Consider the following 19,079-nt stretch of genomic DNA (forward strand, 5'->3'; position numbering starts at 1 on the left):
GGGGCCATGAGGAAAGGTCTTCTCGCGGCGCTCCTCCTCCTTTCCGCCTGCCAGGTGCTGGAAGGCTCGGGCTACCGGGTGACCGAGGTGCAGTTCCTCTTCCCCGAGGCCACGGAGCGCTGGACCTACTTCTACGGCGAGCCCCGGGTGGTGGAGCTGGACGGGCGTCCCCTCCGCCTCGAGGCCCCCCAGGGGGAGAACCTCTGGGCCTTCCCCGGGGCGCTTTGGGTGGAGGGAAGCCCGGTGTTGCGGGCCACCTACCCCTCGAGGCCCCCGGTGGCCGAGGCGGTCCGCGGGGTCTCGGGGAGCCTCCTCCAGGTGCGCGCCCAAGCCCCCCTCCTCGCCACCTGGCTTTACGACGGGGTGGGCTGGGTGCGGCTCACGGGAAGCCTGAGGGAGGGGGAGGAGCGGACCCTGGTGCAGCCGGCGAACTACCAGACCCCGAGGCTTTTCCCCCTCACGGAGGAGGAGTCCGCCGTGGTCCTGCGCGAGGTCCTGGCCCGGAGGGGGGGGAAGCCCGTGGTGGTCTTTGAGCTCCGGGAACCCCCCCTGCCCCCTCTCCGCCTAAGCCCCGCCCCCGACGCCTACCGCATCGCCCGCCTCCAGGTCCAGTACGGGCTTAGGCTGGAGCCGGTCATGCCCCCGGCCCCCATCTTCCGCGTCCTCGGCCAAGGCACCCAGGCGGCCTACCAGGAGGAGGCCCCCCTCGCCCTCCTCGCCAACGACCCCACGAGCTTCAACCGCCTCTGGGCCCTGGCGGTGGGCAACCAGCTCCCCCGCCCCGCCGCCCCCGCGGTGGACTTCCGCAACCGGAGCGTGGCCGCCTTCTTCTGGGGCCTGAAGCCCACGGGGGGGTACGGCCTCAAGGTCGTGGGGGTCACCTACGCCGGGGAGAGGGCCCGGGTGGTCCTGAGCCTCGGCGCGCCCAAGCCCGGGGCCATCACCACCCAGGCCCTCACCAGCCCCTACGTGGTTTTGGAGCTCCAGAAGGTGCGCCGCGTGGTCTTCGCCGACACCTCAGGGAAGGTCCTCGCCGAGGCCCGCGACTAAACGCTCCCTGAGCCTCCCCACCAGGTACAGGGAGCCCGTGGCCAAAACCGGAAGCCCGTCCTCCCTCGCCCTCGCCAAGGCGTCCTCCAGGGCCTCCCAGGGGTCCTCAAAGAAGGGGGTCCCGAGCTCCCCGCCCAAGGCCCCTTCCCCCGCCCGGGCGTAGCGGACGCTTCGCGCCTTGGGGAGGAGGTGGGCGAGGACGCCCTTCACGTCCTTCCGGGGAAAGGCGCCAAAGACCAGGTGGTAGGCGGAAAACTCCCGGGCCAGGGCCTCCGCCGCCGGAGGGTTGTGGGCCCCGTCCAAATAGACCTCCACCCCCTTAAGGAGGAAGCGCTCCATGCGCCCCGGGTGCCGCGCCTCCCGAAGCCCCCGGGCAATGGCCGCCTCGGGAAGGCCCAAAAGCCTCAGGGCGGCGGCGGCCAGGCGGGCGTTTTCCTCCTGGTAGGCCCCCCTGAGGCCGGGCGGGGCGGGAAGGGCGAAGAGGGGGTCCTCGGGGTCCAGGACGTAAAGGGGCGCCCCCCGTTCTTCCGCCACCTTGCGGGCCACCTCCAGCCCCACCCCCCTCGCCCCCGTGACCACCGGCACCCCAGGGCGGAAGGCCCCCGCCTTCTCCCGGGCCACGGCCTCGAGGGTACCCCCCAGGGCCTCGAGGTGGTCCTCCCCCACGTTGGTGAGCACGGTGAGGGCCACGCGGGAAAGGGCGTTCGTCGCGTCCTTCTCCCCCCCTACCCCCGCCTCCACCGCGGCCAGCGCCACCCCCCTCTCCCGGAAGTGGAGGAAGGCGAGGGCGGTGGCCAGGTCAAAGAAGCCCGGGGGCTCCTCCCAGGCCTCCTCCCTCGCCCAGGCCACGAACCGGACCACCGCCTCCCGGGGGACGGGCCCCAGGTGGGTGCGGATCCTCTCTCGGAAGTCCACGAGGTGGGGGCTGGTGTAGGCCCCGTAGGCGAGGCCCGCGGCGCGGAAGGCGGCCTCGAGGTAGGCCACCACGCTCCCCTTCCCGTTGGTCCCCAGGACGTGGACCGCAAGGAAGCCCGCCTCCGGGTGGCCGAGCCGGGCGAGGAGGGCCCGCACCCTATGGGTCCCCCGCTCCCCCGTGCGCCGCCTCGCGTAGAGCCAGGCCAAAGCCTCCTCGTAGGTCACTCACGCCTCCTGGAACTGGAGCCGGTACAAGGCGGCGTAGTAGCCGCCCTTGGCCAGAAGCTCCTCGTGGCTCCCCTCCTCCACGAGCCTCCCCTTGCGGAAGACGAGGATGCGGTCCACGTGGCGGATGGTGGAGAGGCGGTGGGCGATGATGAGGGAGGTCCTCCCTTCCATGGCCTTGTAAAGGGCCTCCTGGAGGCGCTTCTCCGTCTCCGAGTCCACGCTGGCCGTGGCCTCGTCCAGGATGAGGAGGATGTCGGGGCTCGCGAGAAGAGCCCGCACCAGGGCGAGGAGCTGCTTCTCCCCCGTGGAAAGCCCCGCCCCCCGCTCCCCGAGGACCGTCTGGTAGCCCTTGGGCAGGCGCAGGATGAACTCGTGGGCCCCGAGGAAGCGGGACACCTCCTCCACCCGCTCCGGGGGAACGCTGGGGTCAAAGAGGCGCAGGTTGTCCAGGACGGTCCCCGAGAAGAGGAAAGGCTCCTGCAGGACGATGCCCACGTGGCGGCGCAGCTCCTCCTGCCGGTAGCGCCGCACGTCCACCCCGTCCAAGAAGACGCACCCCCTCTGGGGGTCGTAGAAGCGGGCGATGAGGCTCACCACGCTGGTCTTCCCCGCCCCCGTGGCCCCCACCAGGGCCACCTTCTCCCCGGGGCGGACGCGGAAGGAAACGCCCTTGAGCACCCAGTCCTTCTCCGTGGGCTCCACCCCCTTGGGGGTGTAGGCGAGCCAGACGTCCCGGAACTCCACCTCCCCCCGGAAGCTGCGGATGGGCGTGGGGTCCTCGGGGTCCTTGAGCTCCTCCTCCGTGTCCAGGACGCCGAAGATCCGCTCGGCGCTCGCCATGGCCCCCTGGAAGAGGTTGAACTTGTCCGAGAGGTCCTGGAGGGGCTGGAAGAGCTGGCGGGTGTAGTCCACGAAGGCCACGAGAAGCCCCAAGGAGACGGCGCCCCGCACCACCTCCCCGCCCCCGTAGTAGACCAGGCTGGCCACGGCGAAGTCCCCCAGGAAGCCCACCACGGGGAAGAAGAGGGCGAACCAGCGGATGATCTCCACCCAAGCCCGGAAGAGGTCGCGGTTGAGCCGGTCAAACTTCTCCTCCCGCTCCCTTTCCTTGACGAAAAGCTGGATCGTCTCCACCCCGGAGAGGTTCTCCTGGAGGGCGGCGTTGACCCGGGCAAGCCTCAGGCGCATCTCCCGATAAGCGGAGCGCATCCCGAGCCGCACCCAGGTGGTGACGGCGAGGAGGACCGGGGCCACCAGGAGGACCACCAGGGTGAGCTTGGGGCTCAAAAACAGCATGAAGCCGAGGAGGCCCACCAGGGTGAAGAGGTCGGCGATCACCCCCACGAGCCCGCCGGTGATGAACTGGTTGATGGCGTCCACGTCGGAGGTGACCCGGGTCATGAGCCGGCCCACGGGGTTTCGGTCGTAGAAGCCCGGGTGGAGGCGCATGAGCTTGGCGAAAAGGTCGCTTCTGAGGTCAAAGAGGACCCGCTGCCCCACCCACTGGATGAGGTAGGTCTCGCCGTAGGTGGCGGCGAAGTGGACCGCGCGCACGGCGAGGAAGCCCAGGCTGATCCAAAGGAGGAGGTGGAAGCGCTCGGCAAGGGGCCTGGGCTCCGTGGGCACCAAGGCCAGGTCAATGGCCCACTTGAAGAAGAGGGGGGTGGCGGCGGCGGCCAGGGTGACCACCAGGAGGAAAAGGAGGGCGAGGACGACCTGGAGGCGGTAGGGCCAGACGTAGCGCAGGATGCGGGCGAAGAGGGCCCGGTCAAAGGCCTTGCTGTAGGTGTCCTCCGTCACGCCTCCACCTCCTTCTGCAGGCGGTCCATCTCCGCGTAGAGGCCTCCGGCCTGAAGGAGGCTCTCGTGGGTCCCCTCCTCCACGATCCTCCCCTCGTCCAGGACGATGATCCAGTCGGCGTGGCGGAGGGCCGCGGTGCGGTGGGAGATGAGGAGGGTGGTCTGCTTGCCGAGCACCGTTTTCAGCCCCTGGAGGATCCGGGCCTCCGTCTCGGCGTCCACGGCGCTTAAGGCGTCGTCCAGGATGAGGATCTTGGGCCTTTTGGCCAGGGCCCGGGCCAGGGCCACCCGCTGCCGCTGGCCGCCGGAGAGGGTGATGCCCCGCTCCCCGAGGACCGTCTCGTACCCCTTGGGAAAGGCGAGGATCTCCTCGTGGATCCCGGCGAGCCGGGCCGCCCACTCCACCCGCTCGCGGTCCACCTCGTCCAGGCCGAAGGCGATGTTCTCCAAAATCGTCTCGCTGAAGAGGAAGGGCTCCTGGGGAGCGACCCCCACGGCCTTGCGGAGGACGGCCAAGGGAATGCGCCTCGCCTCGTGCCCGCCCACGTAGACCCGGCCCTCGCTCGGGTCCAAAAGCCTGGGGACGAGGGCGGCGAGGAGGCTCTTGCCCGAGCCCGTGCGCCCGGTGATGCCCAAGGTCATCCCTTCGGGGATCGTGAGGGTGAGGCCCCTAAGGAGCCAGCGCCCGTCCCGCTTGAGCCCCACCCCCTCAAAGCGCACCTCCCCGGAGAGGTCCTCGAGGGCGAGGGGCAGGGGGTCCTCGTCCCGGATGGCGGGCTTCTCGTCCAGAAGCTCAAAGAGGCGCCTTAGGCTCGTGAGCCCCCGCTGGTACAGGGCCATGACCCAGCCGAGGCCCAGGATGGGCCAGGTGAGCTGGGCCAGGTAGGCGTTGAACTGGACGAGCTCCCCCACGCTCAACTCCCCCCGGACCACCATGGCGCCCCCGGCCCAGAGGACGGTGAGGAAGGCGAAGCCCATCAAGAAGCCGAGGAGGGCGTGGAGGGGGCCCTCCACCCGAGCCAGGGCCAGGCTCTTCTCCACGTAGAGGCGGTTCAGGTCCTGGAACCAGGCCACCATCCGCCGCTCCAGGGCGTACCCCTTGACCACCCGGATGCCGCTGAAGGCCTCCTGGGCCAGGGTGCTGATCCGGTCAAAGACCTCCTGGGCCTCCCGGTAGCGACGGTCAATGAGCCGCAGGAGGAAGCGCATGGCGAGGAAGATGCCGGGGAGGATGAGGGTGAGGTAGAAGGCGAGGCGGGCGTTCACGGCGTACATGGAGAGAAAGGCGAGGAGGACCAAAAAGGAGAGGCGGCTTCCCATGAGGATCCCCGGGCCCACCATCTCCCTCACGGCGGAGAGGTCGGTGTTCAGGCGGTTCATCAGGTCCCCCACCCGGTGCTTGTGGTAGAAGTCCCGGTCCAAGGTGAGGAGGTGGTGGAGGAGGTCCCGCCTCAGGTCGTACTCCACCTGGCGGCTCGCCACCACGGCGAGCCGCCGCATCGCGTAGGAGAGGAGGCCGGAAAGGGCGGCGGAGGCCACGATGGCGAGGGCGTAGACCCCGAAGCCCCTCCCCGCCTGGACCGCGTCCACGGCCAGGCGGAGGAAGTAGGGGGTGAGGACGAAGAAAAAGATGGAGGCGAGGCCCGCGAGCACCGCCCACAGGTACCTCCAGCGGTACCGGCCCACGTAGGGCCAGAGGCGGCGGAGAAGGGGTGCCGCTGACCGACCGGTCATGCCCTCTAGTGTACAAGAAGGGGCCGCCTCCTGCGGCCCCTTCCCCAAGCCCGCAGGCGGCTACTCCCGGGCCTCGAGGGGGACGTAGGGCACGTCCAGCTCCCCCACGTACTTGGCCCCGGGGCGGAGGAGGCGGTTGTCCAGCTCCTGGTACTCCAGGATGTGCCCCACCCAGCCCGAGATCCGGGCCACGGCGAAGATGGGGGTGAAGAACTCCAGGCTGAAGCCCAGGTCGGAGTAGACCACCCCGGAGTAGAAGTCCACGTTGGGGTAGATGCCCCTGGGGTTCAGGACCTTCCCCGCCTCCTCCTCCACGATCTTCAGGATCTGGTACTCCTTGGAGTGGCCGTGCTTCTCCGCCACCAACCGGGCGAGCTTTTCCAGGACCCCGGCCCTGGGGTCAAAGGCCTTGTAGACCCGGTGGCCCATGCCCATGATGCGCTCCTTCTTGGCCAGCTTCTCCCGCACCCACTCCCGGGCCCGCTCGGGGGTGCCGATCTCCTGGATCATGCGCATCACGGCCTCGTTGGCCCCGCCGTGGCGCGGCCCCTTCAGGGAGGCCACGGCGGCGGTGATGGCCGAGTAGAGGTCGGTCTCCGTGGAGAAGGCGGCGATGGCGGTGAAGGTGCTGGCGTTGAAGCCGTGCTCGGCGTGGAGGATGAGGGCCGCGTCCATGAGGCGGGCCTGCTCGGGGGAGGGCTCCACCCCGTTCGCCATGTAGAGGAAGTTGGCGGCGTGGGAGAGGTCCTCCCGGGGAGGGATGGGCTCCTTGCCCTCCTTGAGGCGCTTGTTGGCGGCCACGATGGTGGCGAACTTGGCGATGAGGTCAAGCCCCTTCTCGTAGAGGGCCTCCCGGGAGATGTCCCCCTCGGTGGGGTCCAGCATCCCGAACTCGGAGACCGCCGTGCGCAGGAAGCTCATGGGGTGGGCGGAGACGGGGTAGCGCTTGAAGGACTCCAGAAGGTGGGCGGGCAGGGCGCGGCGCCGGGCGAGGGCGGCCGAGAACTCCTCCAGCTCCTGCCTTCGCGGCAGTCTCCCGTGGAGGAGGAGGAAGGTGGTTTCCTCAAAGCTGCTCTTCTCCGCCAGCTCCTGGATGGGAATGCCGTAGTAGTAGAGCTTCCCCTGCTGGCCGTCAATGTAGCACATCCGGCTTTCCGTGAAGAGAACGCCTTCCAGACCGCGTGCCACTTCCATGCTGCCTCCTTGTCCGCACCCCAGGGGTGCACCGAGTGCATCATACCCCTTCGCCCGCGGGGAGGAGTAGCCTCAGCCCAGGCCGCAGAAGGCCTCGTAGTCCACGAGCTCCCTCTGGGTGGGCTCGTCCCCGCAGACGGGGCAACGGGGGTTGCGCCGCACCGTGAGCTTGCGGAAGCCGGCCTCGAGGGCGTCGTAGAGCAGGAGGTGTCCCGCCAGGGGCTTACCGATCCCCAAAAGAACCTTGAGGGCCTCGGCGGCCATCAGGCTCCCCACCACCGCCGGCAGAACCCCGAAGACCCCAGCCTCGGCGCAGGAGGGCACCGCCCCGGGCGGGGGCGGCTTGGGGAAGAGGCAGCGGTAGCACGGCCCCATCTCCCCATGGAGGGTGGGGTGGTGGAAGACGGCCACCTGGCCGTCAAACTGGTAGATGGCCCCAAAGACCAGGGGCTTGCCGAGGAGGACGGCGGCGTCGTTCACCAGGTAGCGGGTGGGGAAGTTGTCCGAGGCGTCCACCACGAGGTCGTAGGGCCTGAGGATCTCCAGGGCGTTCTCCGAGGTGAGGCGCACCGGGTAGGCCTCCACCCGGACCAGGGGGTTCAGGGCCTGGAGCCGCTTCTGGGCCACCAGGGCCTTGGGCTCGCCCACGTCCTCGGTGGTGTAGAGCACCTGGCGGTGGAGGTTGGACACCTCCACCCGGTCCATCTCCACCACCCCCACCCGCCCCACCCCGGCCGCCACCAGGTACTGGAGGACGGGGACCCCGAGCCCTCCGGCCCCCACCACCACCACCGAGGCCCGTTTCAGCCGCTCCTGCCCCTCAGGGCCCACCTGGGGCAGGATCATCTGCCGGTGGTACCGGTCAAGCTCCTCCTTCGTCCAGCGCATACCCTCTCTTGCCCTTCTGGCCTGGGAAGCCTTCCTTCGGGACCCCCATGCGGCCTCATACCCTTTCTTCCGGTTTCCTTCGCCCGACTGGCCCAGGGAAGCTCCCTAGGGACCTTTTGCCGGGGCCCCCATGCTGGCGCAAGCCAGCATGGGGTGGTATCACGCCCCCTCCTTGGCCAGGGCGGCAAGCCAGAGCCCCTCGCCCCGGAAGACCGCCTCCTCCCCGGGCTCCAAAAGGAGGGTGGCGGGCGGCCGCAAGACCTCCTCCTTAAGCCGGGCCTCCCCCTCGAGGAGGGTGAGGAGGGTGGGGCCCTCCGCCCGCACCCAAAGCTTCCCCGCCAAGGGGTAGCGCAAAAGGTCAAAGAAGGGGGTGGAAAGGAGCCTCTCCCCGCCCAAGACCGGCTCGGGCGGGGGCAGGGTGAGGGGGGTGGGCTCCAGGATGGCCACGTCCAGGGCCTTCTCCAGGTGGAGCTCCCGCGGCCTGCCGTAGTCGTAGAGGCGGTAGGTGAGGTCCGAGGGGGTCTGGACCTCGTAGACCCGGACCCCCGGGCCCAGGGCGTGGATCGTCCCCGCGGGCAGGTAGAGGACCTGGCCCGGCTCCACCCGGACGCGGCGCAGCACCTCCTCCAGGGTCCCGGCCAAGGCCCTTTCCCGAAGCTCCTCCCGGCTCACGGGGCGGGCCAGGCCGTAGACCAGCTCCCCCGGGGAGAGGACGTACCAGGCCTCGTACTTCCCCGGCTTCCCCTCCACCCGGAGGGCGTACTCGTGGGGCGGGTGGACCTGGACGGAAAGCCAGTCCGCGGGGTCAAGGAGCTTCACGAGCAGGGGGGCCTCGGCAAGCCAGACCTCCCCGATCCCGGGGCCGAAGCCGAGGCCGCTTCCCCCCCAGATCCGCGCCACGGGTTTGGGCTCCAACCGCCTCACGGGCTTAGCATAAGGGATATGCGCGACCTGGACCGCGAGGAGACCTACCTTGTAGACCGCACGGGGCTCGCCCTGGAGCTTAGGGACCTGGTGGGCACGGGCCCCGTCCCCGGGGAGGCCTACCCGGGGCCCCACGCCGCCTTGGGCTACGGGGAGGGGCAGTTCGCCGCCCTCCTCTCCGGCCTCCCCGACTGGGGGGAGGAGGGGACCCTCTTCCTCCTCGAGGGAGGGTACGACCTGGGGGAGGCGGCGGGGATGGCCCTCCTGGCGGAGACGGGGCGGGCCAGGGTGGTGCGGGTGGGCTTCCGGCCCGGGGTGGAGGTCCACATCCCCCCAAGCCCCCTCGCCCCCTACCGCTACCTCCGCTTCCTCCTCCTGGCCACGGGCCGGGAGGAGGTGCTCCGCTCCGTGGACGAGGCCCTCCTGGAGGAAAGGCGCCGCTTGGGCCCCGAGGTGCCCGTGGAGGAGAACCCGGCCAAGTTCCTGGCCTACACCCTCCTGGAGCGCCTCCCCCTCTTCTATAGCCCCCTCTTCCGGCCCCTGGAGGGGGCGGTGCAGACCCTCTTCGCCCGCGTGGCCAAAAGCCTCTCCCTAACCCCGCCCCCGAGCGCCCTGGAGTTCTTCCTCGTGGGCCTCGAGGCCCGCCACGAGCAAGGGGACCCCCTGGCGGCGGTCCTCCTGGGCCCGGGGGAGGAGGCGGCCTTGGCCAAGGAGATCCTGGAGTCCCGCGTGGACGCCTTGGCCGAGGTCCCCGCCACGGGGGCCAACCGCCTCGCCCAGGTCATGGCCCTCTGGTACCGGATGGCCTGGACCGCCTACTACCTCGCCCTCCTCTACGGAGTGGACCCCGGGGACCACGGGCTTCTGGAGCGCCTCCGGGAGGTCACCTAGGCCGTGCGCCCGCCCCCCTTCCCCAAGCCCGCCCACCCCGAGGAGGCCCTGGCCCTGCAGCGGGCCCTGGCGAAAAAGGTGCGGCTTGCGGGAAGCCTAGAGGGGGTGCGGCGGATCGCCGCCCTGGACGCCTCCCACAAGCGGGGCCGGCCCCTCGTGGCCGTGGCCCTCCTCTACGACCTGGAAAAAGGCCCCCTCCACGTGGCCACCGCCCTCCTCCCCGAGGAGGCCCTCTTCCCCTACGTCCCCGGCCTCCTCTCCTTCCGCGAGGCCCCGGCCTACCTGGAGGCCCTCGCCGCCCTTCCCGAGGCCCCGGAGGCCCTCCTGGTGGACGGCCAGGGGGTGGCCCACCCCCGGGGCCTGGGGATCGCGAGCCACCTGGGGGTCCACCTGGACCTTCCCAGCGTGGGCGTGGCCAAGCGCCTCCTCTACGGCAGGCCCGAAGCCCCCTTGCCCGAGGAAAAGGGGGCGGCGGTGCGCCTCCTCGCCCCGGACGGCCGCCCGCTGGGCTACGTCTACCGGAGCCGCACGGGGGTGAAGCCCCTCTACGTCTCCCCCGGGCACCGGGTGGGCCTCGAGGAGGCCCTCCGCTTCGTGCGCCGCCTGCCCACCCGCTTCCGCCTCCCCGAGCCCCTCCGCCTCGCCCACCTGGAGGCGGGCCGGGCCCTCAAGGCCTTAGACTAGGCCCCGTGAGCGCAGCCCAGCCCAACCCCGTCTACCGGGCCTCCTGGCGCCTGGCCCGCTTCCTCCTCCGCCTTCTCTTCCACTACCGGGTGGAAGGCGCGGAGAAGGTCCCGGCCGAAGGCCCCGTGATCCTGGCGGCGAACCACCTCTCCATCCTGGACCCCATCGTCGTCGGGGCGGGGATCCGGCGCCCCGTGAGCTTCATGGCCCGGGCGGACGTCTTCCGCCTGCCCTTCCTCTCCTGGCTCCTCCCCCGGCTCTACGCCATCCCCGTGGAGCGGGGAAGCGGGGACTTAAGCGCCGTGAAGGGCGCCATCCGCGCCCTGGAGCGGGGCATGGCCTTCGGCATCTTCCCGGAAGGCACCCGGAGCCGCACCGGAAAGCTCCAGCCCTTCAAGACCGGGGTGGCGGCCATCGCCCTGCGCACGGGAAGCCCCGTGGTCCCCGTGGCCGTGGTGGGCACGGAGGAAGCCTGGCCCGTGGGGAAGAAGCTCTTCCGCCCCTGCCGCCCCGTGCGGGTGATCTACGGGGACCCCATACCGGTTCCCAGGAAGTCCAAGGTTTCCCACCGGGAGCTGGAAGCGCTCACCCGGGAGATTGAGGCCCGGGTACGGGATCTTCTGCCCCCCCGGTACTGGGGGAGCTAATACTTCCGCTAAAGTACATAGCTGCGGATTTTTATAGAAAAGAGACCAGACCTTGAGAAGTACCCTTAAGCGTGATATATTCCGCCCGGAAGGGCAAAGAAGCGAGGAGGTGAGAGATGGCTGCGAAGAAGACGGTGACCAAAGCGGATCTGGTGGACCAGGTGGCCCAGGCCACCGGGCTCAAGAAGAAGGACGTGAAGGCCATGGTGGACGCCCTGCTGGCCAAGGTGGAGGAGGCCTTGGCCAACGGGAGCAAGGTCCAGCTCACGGGCTTCGGCACCTTTGAGGTGCGCAAGCGCAAGGCCCGCACCGGGGTGAAGCCGGGCACCAAGGAGAAGATCAAGATCCCCGCCACCCAGTATCCCGCCTTCAAGCCCGGCAAGGCCCTGAAGGATAAGGTCAAGAAGTAAGCGGCCCTTCCGCCGGGGGGGGCGCTAGCCCCCCCGGTTGCCCTTTTCCATCTCCGCCTTGAGGGCGGCGAGGGGCTCCTGCCAGTCCTCCCCCAGGGTGAGGAGGCGGTAGGGCTTGCCCAGGCGCCGGGCCGCCTTGCGCATGAGGCCCGGGATGGGGGGGCAGGCGTAGGAGACCACCAGGGCGAGGCCCTTGACCCGGCCGAGCCGCCCCAGGTAGTGGATCGCCCCCACGAGCTCCCGGTCCGTGGGCAGGTCCACGGGGAGAAGCCGGTCCGCCTCCTCCCGAAGCCGCTCGGGGGGGAGGTCGGGGAAGTAGGCCTCGAGGCCGTGGGCCCTCAGGGCCGCCTCCACCTCCCGGCGGAAGGCGGGCTCCTCCAGGAGGTAGGGCTGGGCCACGACCCCCACGCTCCCCTGGGGCGTGGGGAGGGGCGGGGGGGGCTTGAGGAGCCTCCGGGTACGGTCCAAGGCCCGGCCCACGAGCATGGGGTTGCGGACGAGGAGCTGGCCCACCTCTCCCGCCCGGCCCAAAACCCGCTCGGAGAGCTCCGCCGGGACCTTGAGCACCGGGGGCAGGCCGGGGAAGTAGCGGAGGAGGGCGGCCTCCAGGTCCAAAAGCCAGGGGCACTGCCCTCCGCCCCGCTCCGACTCCACCCCGCCCTGCAGGTCGGGAAGGAGGAGGTAGTCCACCCCCGCTTCCTTCAGGGCCTCCACCTGGGCGAGGAGGCGCTGCACGGGAAGGCAGAAGGGGAGGTCGGAGGGAGGCGGCGCGGCCTCCACCACCTCCACGCCCAGGGCCTCGAGGTAGGCCCGCCAGAAGTCCAGGTAGCGGCGGGAGAGGAAGCCGTGGACCAAGCCGACGCGCATACCGCCTTATCCTACGCCAAGCCCGCGGAGGAGGGCGAGGAGGGCCCGCTGGCCCTCCAGGAGGCTACTCGGCAGGACCCACTCCCCCGGGGTGTGGGCCCCCCCGCCCCGGTACACCCCGAAGCCCAAGGCGGGGATGCCCCGCTCAATGGCGGCGCTGGCGTCGGTGGAGCCGGGAAGCCACTGGGGCCTTTCCCCCACCTCCGCCAAAGCCCTTTCCGCCGCCTGAAGGAGGCGGGGCGTGGCGGTCCGGCCTGCAGGCCGCCTGCCCAAGACCTCGAGGGCAAGCCCGACCCGGTGGGCCCGTGCGGCCTCGGCGAAGGCCGCCTCCACCCCTTGGAGCAGGGCGGCCAGGGCCGCCTCCTCCAGGGCCCGGACCTCCAGGAGGCAGGCCGCCTCCTGGGGGAGGGCGTTCACCGCCTGGCCGCCCTCGAGGCCGCTCGCGTTCACGCTCGCGTCCTCCCGCCCCTCCACCAGGGCGCGGACGCGGCAAAGCCCCTCCGCCAGGGCGAAGACGGGGTGGGGAAGCCGCCTGTCCCCCCAGGCATGACCCCCGGGCCCCTGGAGCCGGACCCGAAGGCGCACGGAGCCCAGGGCCCGGTCCACCACCCCGGGCAGGTACCCGTCCACGGCCACCACCACCTCGGGGGAGAGGGCCTCCACCAACGCCCGCGCCCCCTTGAGGTTGCCGAGGCCCTCCTCCCCCACGGTGAAGCCCCGCACCACCCCGGGAAGCTCGGGGAGGGAGAGGAGGACGGCCACCCCGCTCGTGTTGTCCCCCACCCCCGGGGCGTAGAGCCGCTCGCCCACCCGCCTCGGGGGCTTCGGGGGGAGGACGGTGTCCAGGTGGGCCAGGAGGAGGACCTTCCCCTCCCCGGCCCAGACGTTGCCGAGGCCGTCCCTCCGGGCCCCGGGGAGCCTCGAGGCCACGTACTCCCCCCTCGCCTCCTCCCCCGCAAGGGGGGCGAGCTCCAGGAGGTAGCGCCGCGGGTCCTCCACCCTCACTCTTCGGGCCTCGCCAACCCCTCCCGGATGGCGTAAAGGGCCGCCTGGGTCCGGTTGTTGAGGTGAAGCTTCTGGAAAATTTCCGAAAGGCGGTTGCGCACCGTCTTCTCGGAAAGCTGGAGCTCGGCGGCGATCTCCTGGTTGGTGTACCCCTGGGCCACCAGCCTCAGGATCTGGACCTCGCGCTCGGAAAGCTCGGCGTGGAGGGGCTGGCTGGCCTCCTTCTTGGCGCGGAAGTCCTGGATGATGTGCCCGGCAAGCTCCGCGTCCAGAAGCACCTCCCCTGCGTGGACGCGGCGGATGGCGTCCACCAGCTCCCTCGCGTCCACGTCCTTGAGGAGGTAGCCCCGGGCCCCCGCCTTCACCGCCTCAAAGACGTAGGCGTCCTGGCGGTACATGGTGAGCATGATGACCTTGGCCTGGGGCCACTCCTTGAGGATGGCCTGGGTGGCCTGCACCCCGTCCAGGCCCGGCATCTGGATGTCCATGAGGATCACGTCGGGCTTGGTCTCCAGGGCGTGGCGCATGGCCTCCCATCCGTCCTTGGCCTCCCCCACCACCCGGAAGTCCCCCTCGGCCTCCAGGAGGCTTTTCAGCCCCTGGCGGAAAAGGGCGTGGTCGTCCGCCAGAAGAACCCGGATCACCCTTCCATCATAGCGCCAAAGGGGCTAGGGTAGAGGCGTGCTGACCTTTCGCGTGGAGAAACTGGTGCCCGGGGGGTACGGCCTGGGCCGCACCGAAAGGGGGGTGGTCCTGGTGAAGGGGGCCCTCCCCGGGGAGCTGGTGCGGGGGGAGCCCAAGCGGAAAAAGGGCGCCCTCTTCCTGGAAGCCCCGGAGATCCTCGAGGCCCACCCCGGCCGCTACCCCGAGCCCCTACCCCCTTCCGCCGACCTCCCCCTGGCCTACGAGACCCAGCTCCCCCTGAAGGAGGCCCTGGTGAGGGACGCCCTGGAGCGGGTCGCCAAGCTGGAGGCCCCCTTGGCCCCCATCCGCCCCTCCCCCAGGCCCCTCGCCTACCGCACCGCCGCCCAGTACGCCCGCCACCCCCTGGGAGGGCTCGCCTACCGCCTGCCGGAAAGCCACGAGCTCCACCGCCTGGAGAAGGACCCCCTCCTCGCCGAGCCCTTGGCCTGGGCCTTTGACGTCCTCAAGCTCTGGCCCCTCCCCGTGGAGGAGGTGGCCCTTAGGGGAAGCCTCCTCGAGGGCAAGGTCCTCCTCGGCCTCGTCGGCGGGGTCCCCGAGGCCCTGAAGCGCCCCGCCAAGGCCCTGGTGCAGGAGGGCTTCGCCGGGGTGGTCTGGGCCGAGCCCTCCCCCAAGGGCCGCTTCCGGGGCCGGGTTACGCCCCTCGCCGGGGAGCGCACCCTTCTTGAGGCCTTCGGCCCGCTCAAGGCCACGGTGAGCGTGGAAAGCTTCAGCCAGGTGAACCCCCTGGCGGCGGGGGCCCTCTTGGAGGAGGCCCGCACGCTGGTCTTTGGGGGAAGGCGGGCCCTGGAGCTTTACGCCGGATCGGGCCTCTTCTCCCTCCTTCTCTCCCCCCGCTACGAGGAGGTGGTGGCGGTGGAGATCAGCAAGGAGGCGGTGCGCCGGGGGGAGATGGACCGGAAGCGCCTCGGGGCAGAAAACGTCCGCTTCCTCCGCATGGACGCCCGCAAGGCCGAGGCCCTGGGTGCCTTTGACCTCGTGGTGGTGGACCCGCCCCGGGCGGGCCTTCCCCCCGAGGTGCGGGCCTACCTCCTTAGGGCCCGGCCCCGGGAGATCCTCTACGTGTCCTGCGACCCGGCCACCTGGGCGCGGGACGTGGGGGCCCTGGTCCAGGGGGGCTACCGCCTCGCCTTCGCCCGCCCCTACGACTTCTTCCCCTTCACCCACCACGTGGAGGTCCTCTCCCTGCTCCGCCTTTAGCCGGCCCGGGGTATCCTGGAAGGCAAAGGAGCCCCCATGGTCCTCATCCTGAACGGCCCCAACCTGAACCTTCTGGGCAGGCGGGAACCCGAGGTCTACGGGCGCACCACCCTGGAGGAGCTCGAGGCCCTCTGCGAGGCCTGGGGGGCGGAGCTCGGCCTCGGGGTGGTCTTCCGGCAGACGAACTACGAAGGCCAGCTCATTGAGTGGGTGCAGCAGGCCCACCAGGAGGGGTTCTTGGCCATCGTCCTCAACCCCGGGGCGCTCACCCACTACTCCTACGCCCTCCTGGACGCCATCCGTGCCCAACCCCTCCCCGTGGTGGAGGTCCACCTCACCAACCTCCACGCCCGGGAGGAGTTCCGCCGCCACTCCGTGACCGCTCCGGCCTGCCGGGGGATCGTCTCCGGCTTCGGGCCCCTCTCCTACAAGCTCGCCCTGGTCTACCTGGCGGAAACCCTGGAGGTAGGGGGCGAAGGTTTCTGAATTTCTTCCCGTTTATTCGCAAAGCCCCCCGGTGCTATAATGGAAGACGGCGTCTAAACGCCTTCTAGGAGCGCTATGGCCCAGGTACTGCCTGTAGAAATCACCGAGGAGCTCAAGCAGAGCTTCATCAACTACGCCATGTCCGTCATCGTGGACCGGGCCCTGCCCGACGTGCGGGACGGGCTCAAGCCGGTCCAGAGGCGGATCCTCTTCGGCGCCTACCAGGAAGGGGTCCTGCCGGGGCGCAAGCACGTGAAGAGCGCCAAGATCGTGGGCGAGGTCATGGGCAAGTACCACCCCCACGGGGACGCCGCCATCTACGACGCCCTGGTGCGCATGGCCCAGCCCTGGAACCTCCGCTACCCCCTCATTGACGGCCAGGGGAACTTCGGCTCCATAGACGGCGACCCCCCGGCGGCCCAGCGCTACACCGAGGCCAGGCTTTCCCCCATCGGGGCGGAGATGCTTTTGGACATTGACAAGGACACGGTGGACTTCCGCCCCAACTACGACGGCTCCCTCAAGGAGCCCGAGGTCCTGCCCGCCGCCATACCCAACCTCCTGGTGAACGGGGCGAGCGGCATCGCCGTGGGCATGGCCACGAGCCTCCCGCCCCACAACCTCTCCGAGGTGGTGGACGCCCTGGTGGCCATGATCGAAAACCCCGCCATCACCCTGGAAGAGGTCATGCGCCACCTCCCCGGCCCCGACTTCCCCACCGGGGGGAAGCTCTCCAAGAAGGGCATCAAGGAGGCCTACGCCACCGGGCGGGGAAGCCTTAAGGTGCGGGCCAAGGTGCGGGTGGAGGAGAAGGGGCAGAGGCCCGTCCTGGTGGTGACGGAGATCCCCTACCAGGTGAACAAGGCGAGCCTCATCGCCCAGATCGCCGCCCTGGTCAAGGCCAAGAAGATTGAGGACATCGTGGGCCTCCGGGACGAGTCCGACCGGCAGGGCCTGAGGATCGCCATTGAGCTCAAGCGGGGCGCCAACCCCCAGGTGGTCCTGAACCAGCTCTACAAGCACACCGCCCTCCAGACCTCCTTCACGGTGAACCTCCTCGCCATCGTGGACGGGGAGCCCAAGGTCCTCTCCCTCCTGGACCTGATGCGCCACTACCTGGACCACCGCAAGGAGGTGGTGCGCCGCCGGAGCCTCTTTGAGCTCAGGAAGGCGGAGGAGCGGGCCCACGTCCTGGAAGGCCTCCTCATCGCCCTGGACCACATTGACGAGGTCATCGCCCTGATCCGCGGCTCCGAGGACGCCCCCAAGGCCCGCATCGCCCTCATGGAACGCTTCGGCCTCTCCGAGGCCCAGGCCCAGGCCATCCTGGACATGCGCCTCCAGCGCCTCGTGGCCTTGGAACGGGAGAAGCTTTTGGAGGAGTACCGGGGGCTCATGGAGGAGATCGCCCGCCTGAAGGCGATCCTCGAGGACGAGGCCCGCCTCCTCGCCGAGGTCAAGGCCGACCTCCTCCGGGTCAAGGAGAAGTACGGGGACGCGCGGCGCACCCTCATCACCGAGTTTGAGGAGACCTTCAACCCCGAGGACCTGATTGAGGACGAGCCCATGGTCATCACCCTCACGGCCCAGGGCTTCCTCAAGCGCCTCCCCCTGGAGAGCTACCGGGCCCAGGGCCGGGGGGGGAAGGGCCTTTTGGCGGGCAGGACCAAGGAGGAAGACGAGGCCACCCACGTCTTCGTGGCCGACGCCCACGACGACCTCCTCCTCTTCACGAACCGGGGCCGGGTCTACCGCCTCAAGGTCTACGAGCTTCCCGAGATGGGCCGCCAGGCCCGGGGCGTCCACGTGAAAAGCCTCCTCCCCCTCGCCGAGGACGAGGAGGTGGCGGCCCTCCTCTCCGTGCGGGGCCTGGACCAGGAAGGCTACCTGGTCTTCGCCACCGAGCGGGGCCTCGTCAAGCGCACCGCCCTCAAGGAGTACCAGAACCTGGGCCAGGCGGGCCTCATCGCCATAAGGCTCCAGGAGGGGGACCGCCTGGTGGGGGTCGCCCTCTCCGATCCCGAGGACGAGGCCATCCTGGCCACCCAAGAGGGCCAGGCCATCCGCTTCCCCCTGGAGGAGGTGCGGGCCACGGGCCGGGACACCCAAGGGGTGATCGGCGTCCGCTTCAAGAAGCCCGAGGACCGCGTGGTCTCCCTGGTGGTGGTGAAGCCCGGGGAGATGGTGGACCTCCTCTCCGTGAGCACCCGGGGCTACGGCAAGCGCACCCCCCTTTCCGAGTACCCCCTCCAGGGCCGGGGCGGGATGGGGGTCATCACCTACGCCGTCTCCACCAAGGTGGGGAGGCTCGCCGCCCTGCTCAAGGTCCGGGGCGGGGAGGACCTCCTGGTCCTCTCCCGTAGGGGCCTCGCCATCCGCACCCCCGTGGCCGAGATCCGGCAGTACTCCCGGGCCACCGCCGGCGTCAGGGTGATGAACCTCCCGGAGGACGACGAGGTGGCGAGCGCCTTCGTGGTGGAGGAGGAAAAGTGATGGAAGAGGTCGTGCTCATCACGGTGCCGAGCGAGGAGGTGGCGAGGACCATCGCCAAGGCCCTGGTGGAGGAGCGCTTGGCCGCCTGCGTGAACATCGTCCCCGGCCTCACCTCCATCTACCGCTGGCAGGGGGAGGTGGTGGAAGACCAGGAGCTTCTCCTCCTCGTCAAGACCACCACCCACGCCTTCCCTAAGCTCAAGGAAAGGGTCAAGGCCCTCCACCCCTACACCGTGCCCGAGATCGTGGCCCTGCCCATCGCCGAGGGGAACCGGGAGTACCTGGACTGGCTTCGGGAGAACACGGGATGACCCCGGACATGCTGGGCTTCCTCCGGGCCCTCCACCAAGAGGGAGCCCGGTTCTTGGTCATCGGGGGGTACGCCCTGGCCTTCTTCGGAAGGCCTCGCTTCACCAAGGACCTGGACCTCTGGGTGGACGCGGAGGAAGCCCCCAGGGTCCTCGCCGCCATCCGCCGCTTCTTCGGGGGGGATGACCTGGGCCTCACCGTGGAGGACCTGGCAAGCCCCGGCGTGGTCCAGCTGGGCTACGCCCCCAACCGCATAGACCTGGTGATCCTGGAAACGCCCCCCTTTGACGAGGCCTTCGTCCGGGCCCTGAAGCACGAGGTGGAAGGGGTCCAAGTCTACGTGGTCCACCCCGAAGACTTCAAGGCCCTCAAGCGAGCCTTTGGGCGGCCCGTGGACCTCAGGGACTTGGAGGAGCTGGAATGAGGGAGATCCGGCCCGTGGCCCGCAGGTTCCCCCTGGACGCGCCCCCCGACGACCGGGCGGAGTGGCGGGAGGTGCCCCTAGAGGAAAGGCTTCGCGCCGTTTGGGAGATGGCCCTTTTTTGGGCGAGGCTTAGGCTCGCCGAGGCGGAAGGGCGGGGGGAGAGGGCGAAGATCGCCATCCACCGCCTCCTCCCCGTGGCGAAGAAGCGCCCTCTAGGGAAGGGGTAGCC

The 19,079-nt window shown here is 70.2% G+C and carries 20 protein-coding genes; 11 read left to right on the forward strand and 9 right to left on the reverse strand.

Going from position 1 to position 19,079, the window contains the following annotated elements; all coding sequences use genetic code 11:
- Window positions 1-6: 6 nt before the first annotated feature.
- On the forward strand, window positions 7-1,050 hold the full coding sequence (locus TTH_RS06775) for a protease complex subunit PrcB family protein (protein WP_011228610.1): 1,044 nt from the start codon (window positions 7-9) through the stop codon (window positions 1,048-1,050).
- On the opposite strand, the gene TTH_RS06780 is transcribed toward TTH_RS06775, so the two are convergent.
- From TTH_RS06780 to TTH_RS06805, 6 genes are all read right to left on the reverse strand, one after another.
- Entirely contained in the window at window positions 1,018-2,190 is a 1,173-nt protein-coding gene (locus tag TTH_RS06780; RefSeq protein WP_011228611.1) for a bifunctional folylpolyglutamate synthase/dihydrofolate synthase, read from the reverse strand. The genes TTH_RS06775 and TTH_RS06780 overlap by 33 nt on opposite strands.
- On the reverse strand, window positions 2,191-3,993 hold the full coding sequence (locus TTH_RS06785) for an ABC transporter ATP-binding protein (RefSeq protein ID WP_011228612.1): 1,803 nt from the start codon (window positions 3,991-3,993) through the stop codon (window positions 2,191-2,193). It lies immediately after the preceding gene.
- Window positions 3,990-5,726, reverse strand: a complete 1,737-nt coding sequence (locus tag TTH_RS06790; protein ID WP_011228613.1) for an ABC transporter ATP-binding protein — start codon at window positions 5,724-5,726, stop codon at window positions 3,990-3,992. Before TTH_RS06790 ends, TTH_RS06785 begins: the two co-directional genes overlap by 4 nt.
- Window positions 5,727-5,786: 60 nt before the next feature.
- Complete coding sequence (locus tag TTH_RS06795; RefSeq protein WP_011228614.1) at window positions 5,787-6,920, reverse strand: citrate synthase/methylcitrate synthase; 1,134 nt, start codon at window positions 6,918-6,920, stop codon at window positions 5,787-5,789.
- 72 nt (window positions 6,921-6,992) lie between these two features.
- Window positions 6,993-7,808, reverse strand: coding sequence for a HesA/MoeB/ThiF family protein (locus TTH_RS06800; protein ID WP_011228615.1), 816 nt, complete (start codon window positions 7,806-7,808; stop codon window positions 6,993-6,995).
- Window positions 7,809-7,967: 159 nt separating this feature from the next.
- Window positions 7,968-8,732: a class I mannose-6-phosphate isomerase gene (locus TTH_RS06805; RefSeq protein WP_011228616.1), complete on the reverse strand. Its 765-nt coding sequence runs from the start codon at window positions 8,730-8,732 to the stop codon at window positions 7,968-7,970.
- Between the two features lie 18 nt (window positions 8,733-8,750).
- Here TTH_RS06805 and TTH_RS06810 point away from each other — a divergent pair, with 18 nt between their 5' ends.
- From TTH_RS06810 to TTH_RS06825, 4 genes are all read left to right on the forward strand, one after another.
- A complete protein-coding gene (locus tag TTH_RS06810) occupies window positions 8,751-9,623 on the forward strand; it encodes an SIS domain-containing protein (protein WP_011173402.1) in 873 nt (290 codons plus the stop codon).
- A gap of 3 nt (window positions 9,624-9,626) precedes the next feature.
- Window positions 9,627-10,307, forward strand: coding sequence for an endonuclease V (locus TTH_RS06815; RefSeq protein WP_011173403.1), 681 nt, complete (start codon window positions 9,627-9,629; stop codon window positions 10,305-10,307).
- Window positions 10,308-10,312: 5 nt separating this feature from the next.
- On the forward strand, window positions 10,313-10,954 hold the full coding sequence (locus TTH_RS06820; protein WP_011228617.1) for a lysophospholipid acyltransferase family protein: 642 nt from the start codon (window positions 10,313-10,315) through the stop codon (window positions 10,952-10,954).
- A gap of 116 nt (window positions 10,955-11,070) precedes the next feature.
- Complete coding sequence (locus TTH_RS06825; RefSeq protein ID WP_011173405.1) at window positions 11,071-11,364, forward strand: HU family DNA-binding protein; 294 nt, start codon at window positions 11,071-11,073, stop codon at window positions 11,362-11,364.
- 24 nt (window positions 11,365-11,388) lie between these two features.
- Here TTH_RS06825 and TTH_RS06830 read toward each other — a convergent pair whose 3' ends face one another.
- From TTH_RS06830 to TTH_RS06840, 3 genes are read right to left on the reverse strand one after another with little or no spacing between them, the layout of a single operon-like run.
- Window positions 11,389-12,231 carry a hypothetical protein gene (locus TTH_RS06830; RefSeq protein ID WP_011173406.1) on the reverse strand — a complete coding sequence of 281 codons (843 nt, stop codon included), beginning with the start codon at window positions 12,229-12,231 and terminating at the stop codon, window positions 11,389-11,391.
- Window positions 12,232-12,237: 6 nt separating this feature from the next.
- On the reverse strand, window positions 12,238-13,236 hold the full coding sequence (locus TTH_RS06835; protein ID WP_011173407.1) for a M20/M25/M40 family metallo-hydrolase: 999 nt from the start codon (window positions 13,234-13,236) through the stop codon (window positions 12,238-12,240).
- Window positions 13,233-13,880, reverse strand: a complete 648-nt coding sequence (locus TTH_RS06840) for a response regulator transcription factor (RefSeq protein WP_008632821.1) — start codon at window positions 13,878-13,880, stop codon at window positions 13,233-13,235. Before TTH_RS06840 ends, TTH_RS06835 begins: the two co-directional genes overlap by 4 nt.
- Window positions 13,881-13,917: 37 nt before the next feature.
- Between TTH_RS06840 and TTH_RS06845 the strand changes: the two genes are divergently transcribed.
- The 6 genes from TTH_RS06845 to TTH_RS06870 all read left to right on the forward strand — a co-directional run bounded on the left by TTH_RS06845 (window position 13,918) and on the right by TTH_RS06870 (window position 19,077).
- The gene (locus tag TTH_RS06845) at window positions 13,918-15,138 is read left to right on the forward strand and encodes a class I SAM-dependent RNA methyltransferase (protein WP_011228618.1); all 1,221 of its coding nucleotides are present in this window, start codon (window positions 13,918-13,920) and stop codon (window positions 15,136-15,138) included.
- Between the two features lie 36 nt (window positions 15,139-15,174).
- A complete protein-coding gene (gene aroQ / locus TTH_RS06850) occupies window positions 15,175-15,624 on the forward strand; it encodes a type II 3-dehydroquinate dehydratase (protein ID WP_011173409.1) in 450 nt (149 codons plus the stop codon).
- Between the two features lie 75 nt (window positions 15,625-15,699).
- Window positions 15,700-18,117 carry a DNA gyrase subunit A gene (gene gyrA / locus TTH_RS06855; protein WP_008632827.1) on the forward strand — a complete coding sequence of 806 codons (2,418 nt, stop codon included), beginning with the start codon at window positions 15,700-15,702 and terminating at the stop codon, window positions 18,115-18,117.
- On the forward strand, window positions 18,117-18,428 hold the full coding sequence (gene cutA / locus TTH_RS06860; protein ID WP_008632829.1) for a divalent-cation tolerance protein CutA: 312 nt from the start codon (window positions 18,117-18,119) through the stop codon (window positions 18,426-18,428). The genes gyrA and cutA overlap by 1 nt, the downstream gene beginning before the upstream one ends.
- Complete coding sequence (locus TTH_RS06865) at window positions 18,425-18,850, forward strand: nucleotidyl transferase AbiEii/AbiGii toxin family protein (RefSeq protein WP_011228619.1); 426 nt, start codon at window positions 18,425-18,427, stop codon at window positions 18,848-18,850. Before cutA ends, TTH_RS06865 begins: the two co-directional genes overlap by 4 nt.
- Window positions 18,847-19,077 (forward strand): hypothetical protein, encoded by a 231-nt coding sequence (locus tag TTH_RS06870; protein WP_008632830.1) that lies wholly within the window; start codon window positions 18,847-18,849, stop codon window positions 19,075-19,077. The genes TTH_RS06865 and TTH_RS06870 overlap by 4 nt, the downstream gene beginning before the upstream one ends.
- Window positions 19,078-19,079 lie beyond the last annotated feature (2 nt).

The organism is Thermus thermophilus HB8, from assembly GCF_000091545.1.
GTDB lineage: Bacteria > Deinococcota > Deinococci > Deinococcales > Thermaceae > Thermus > Thermus thermophilus.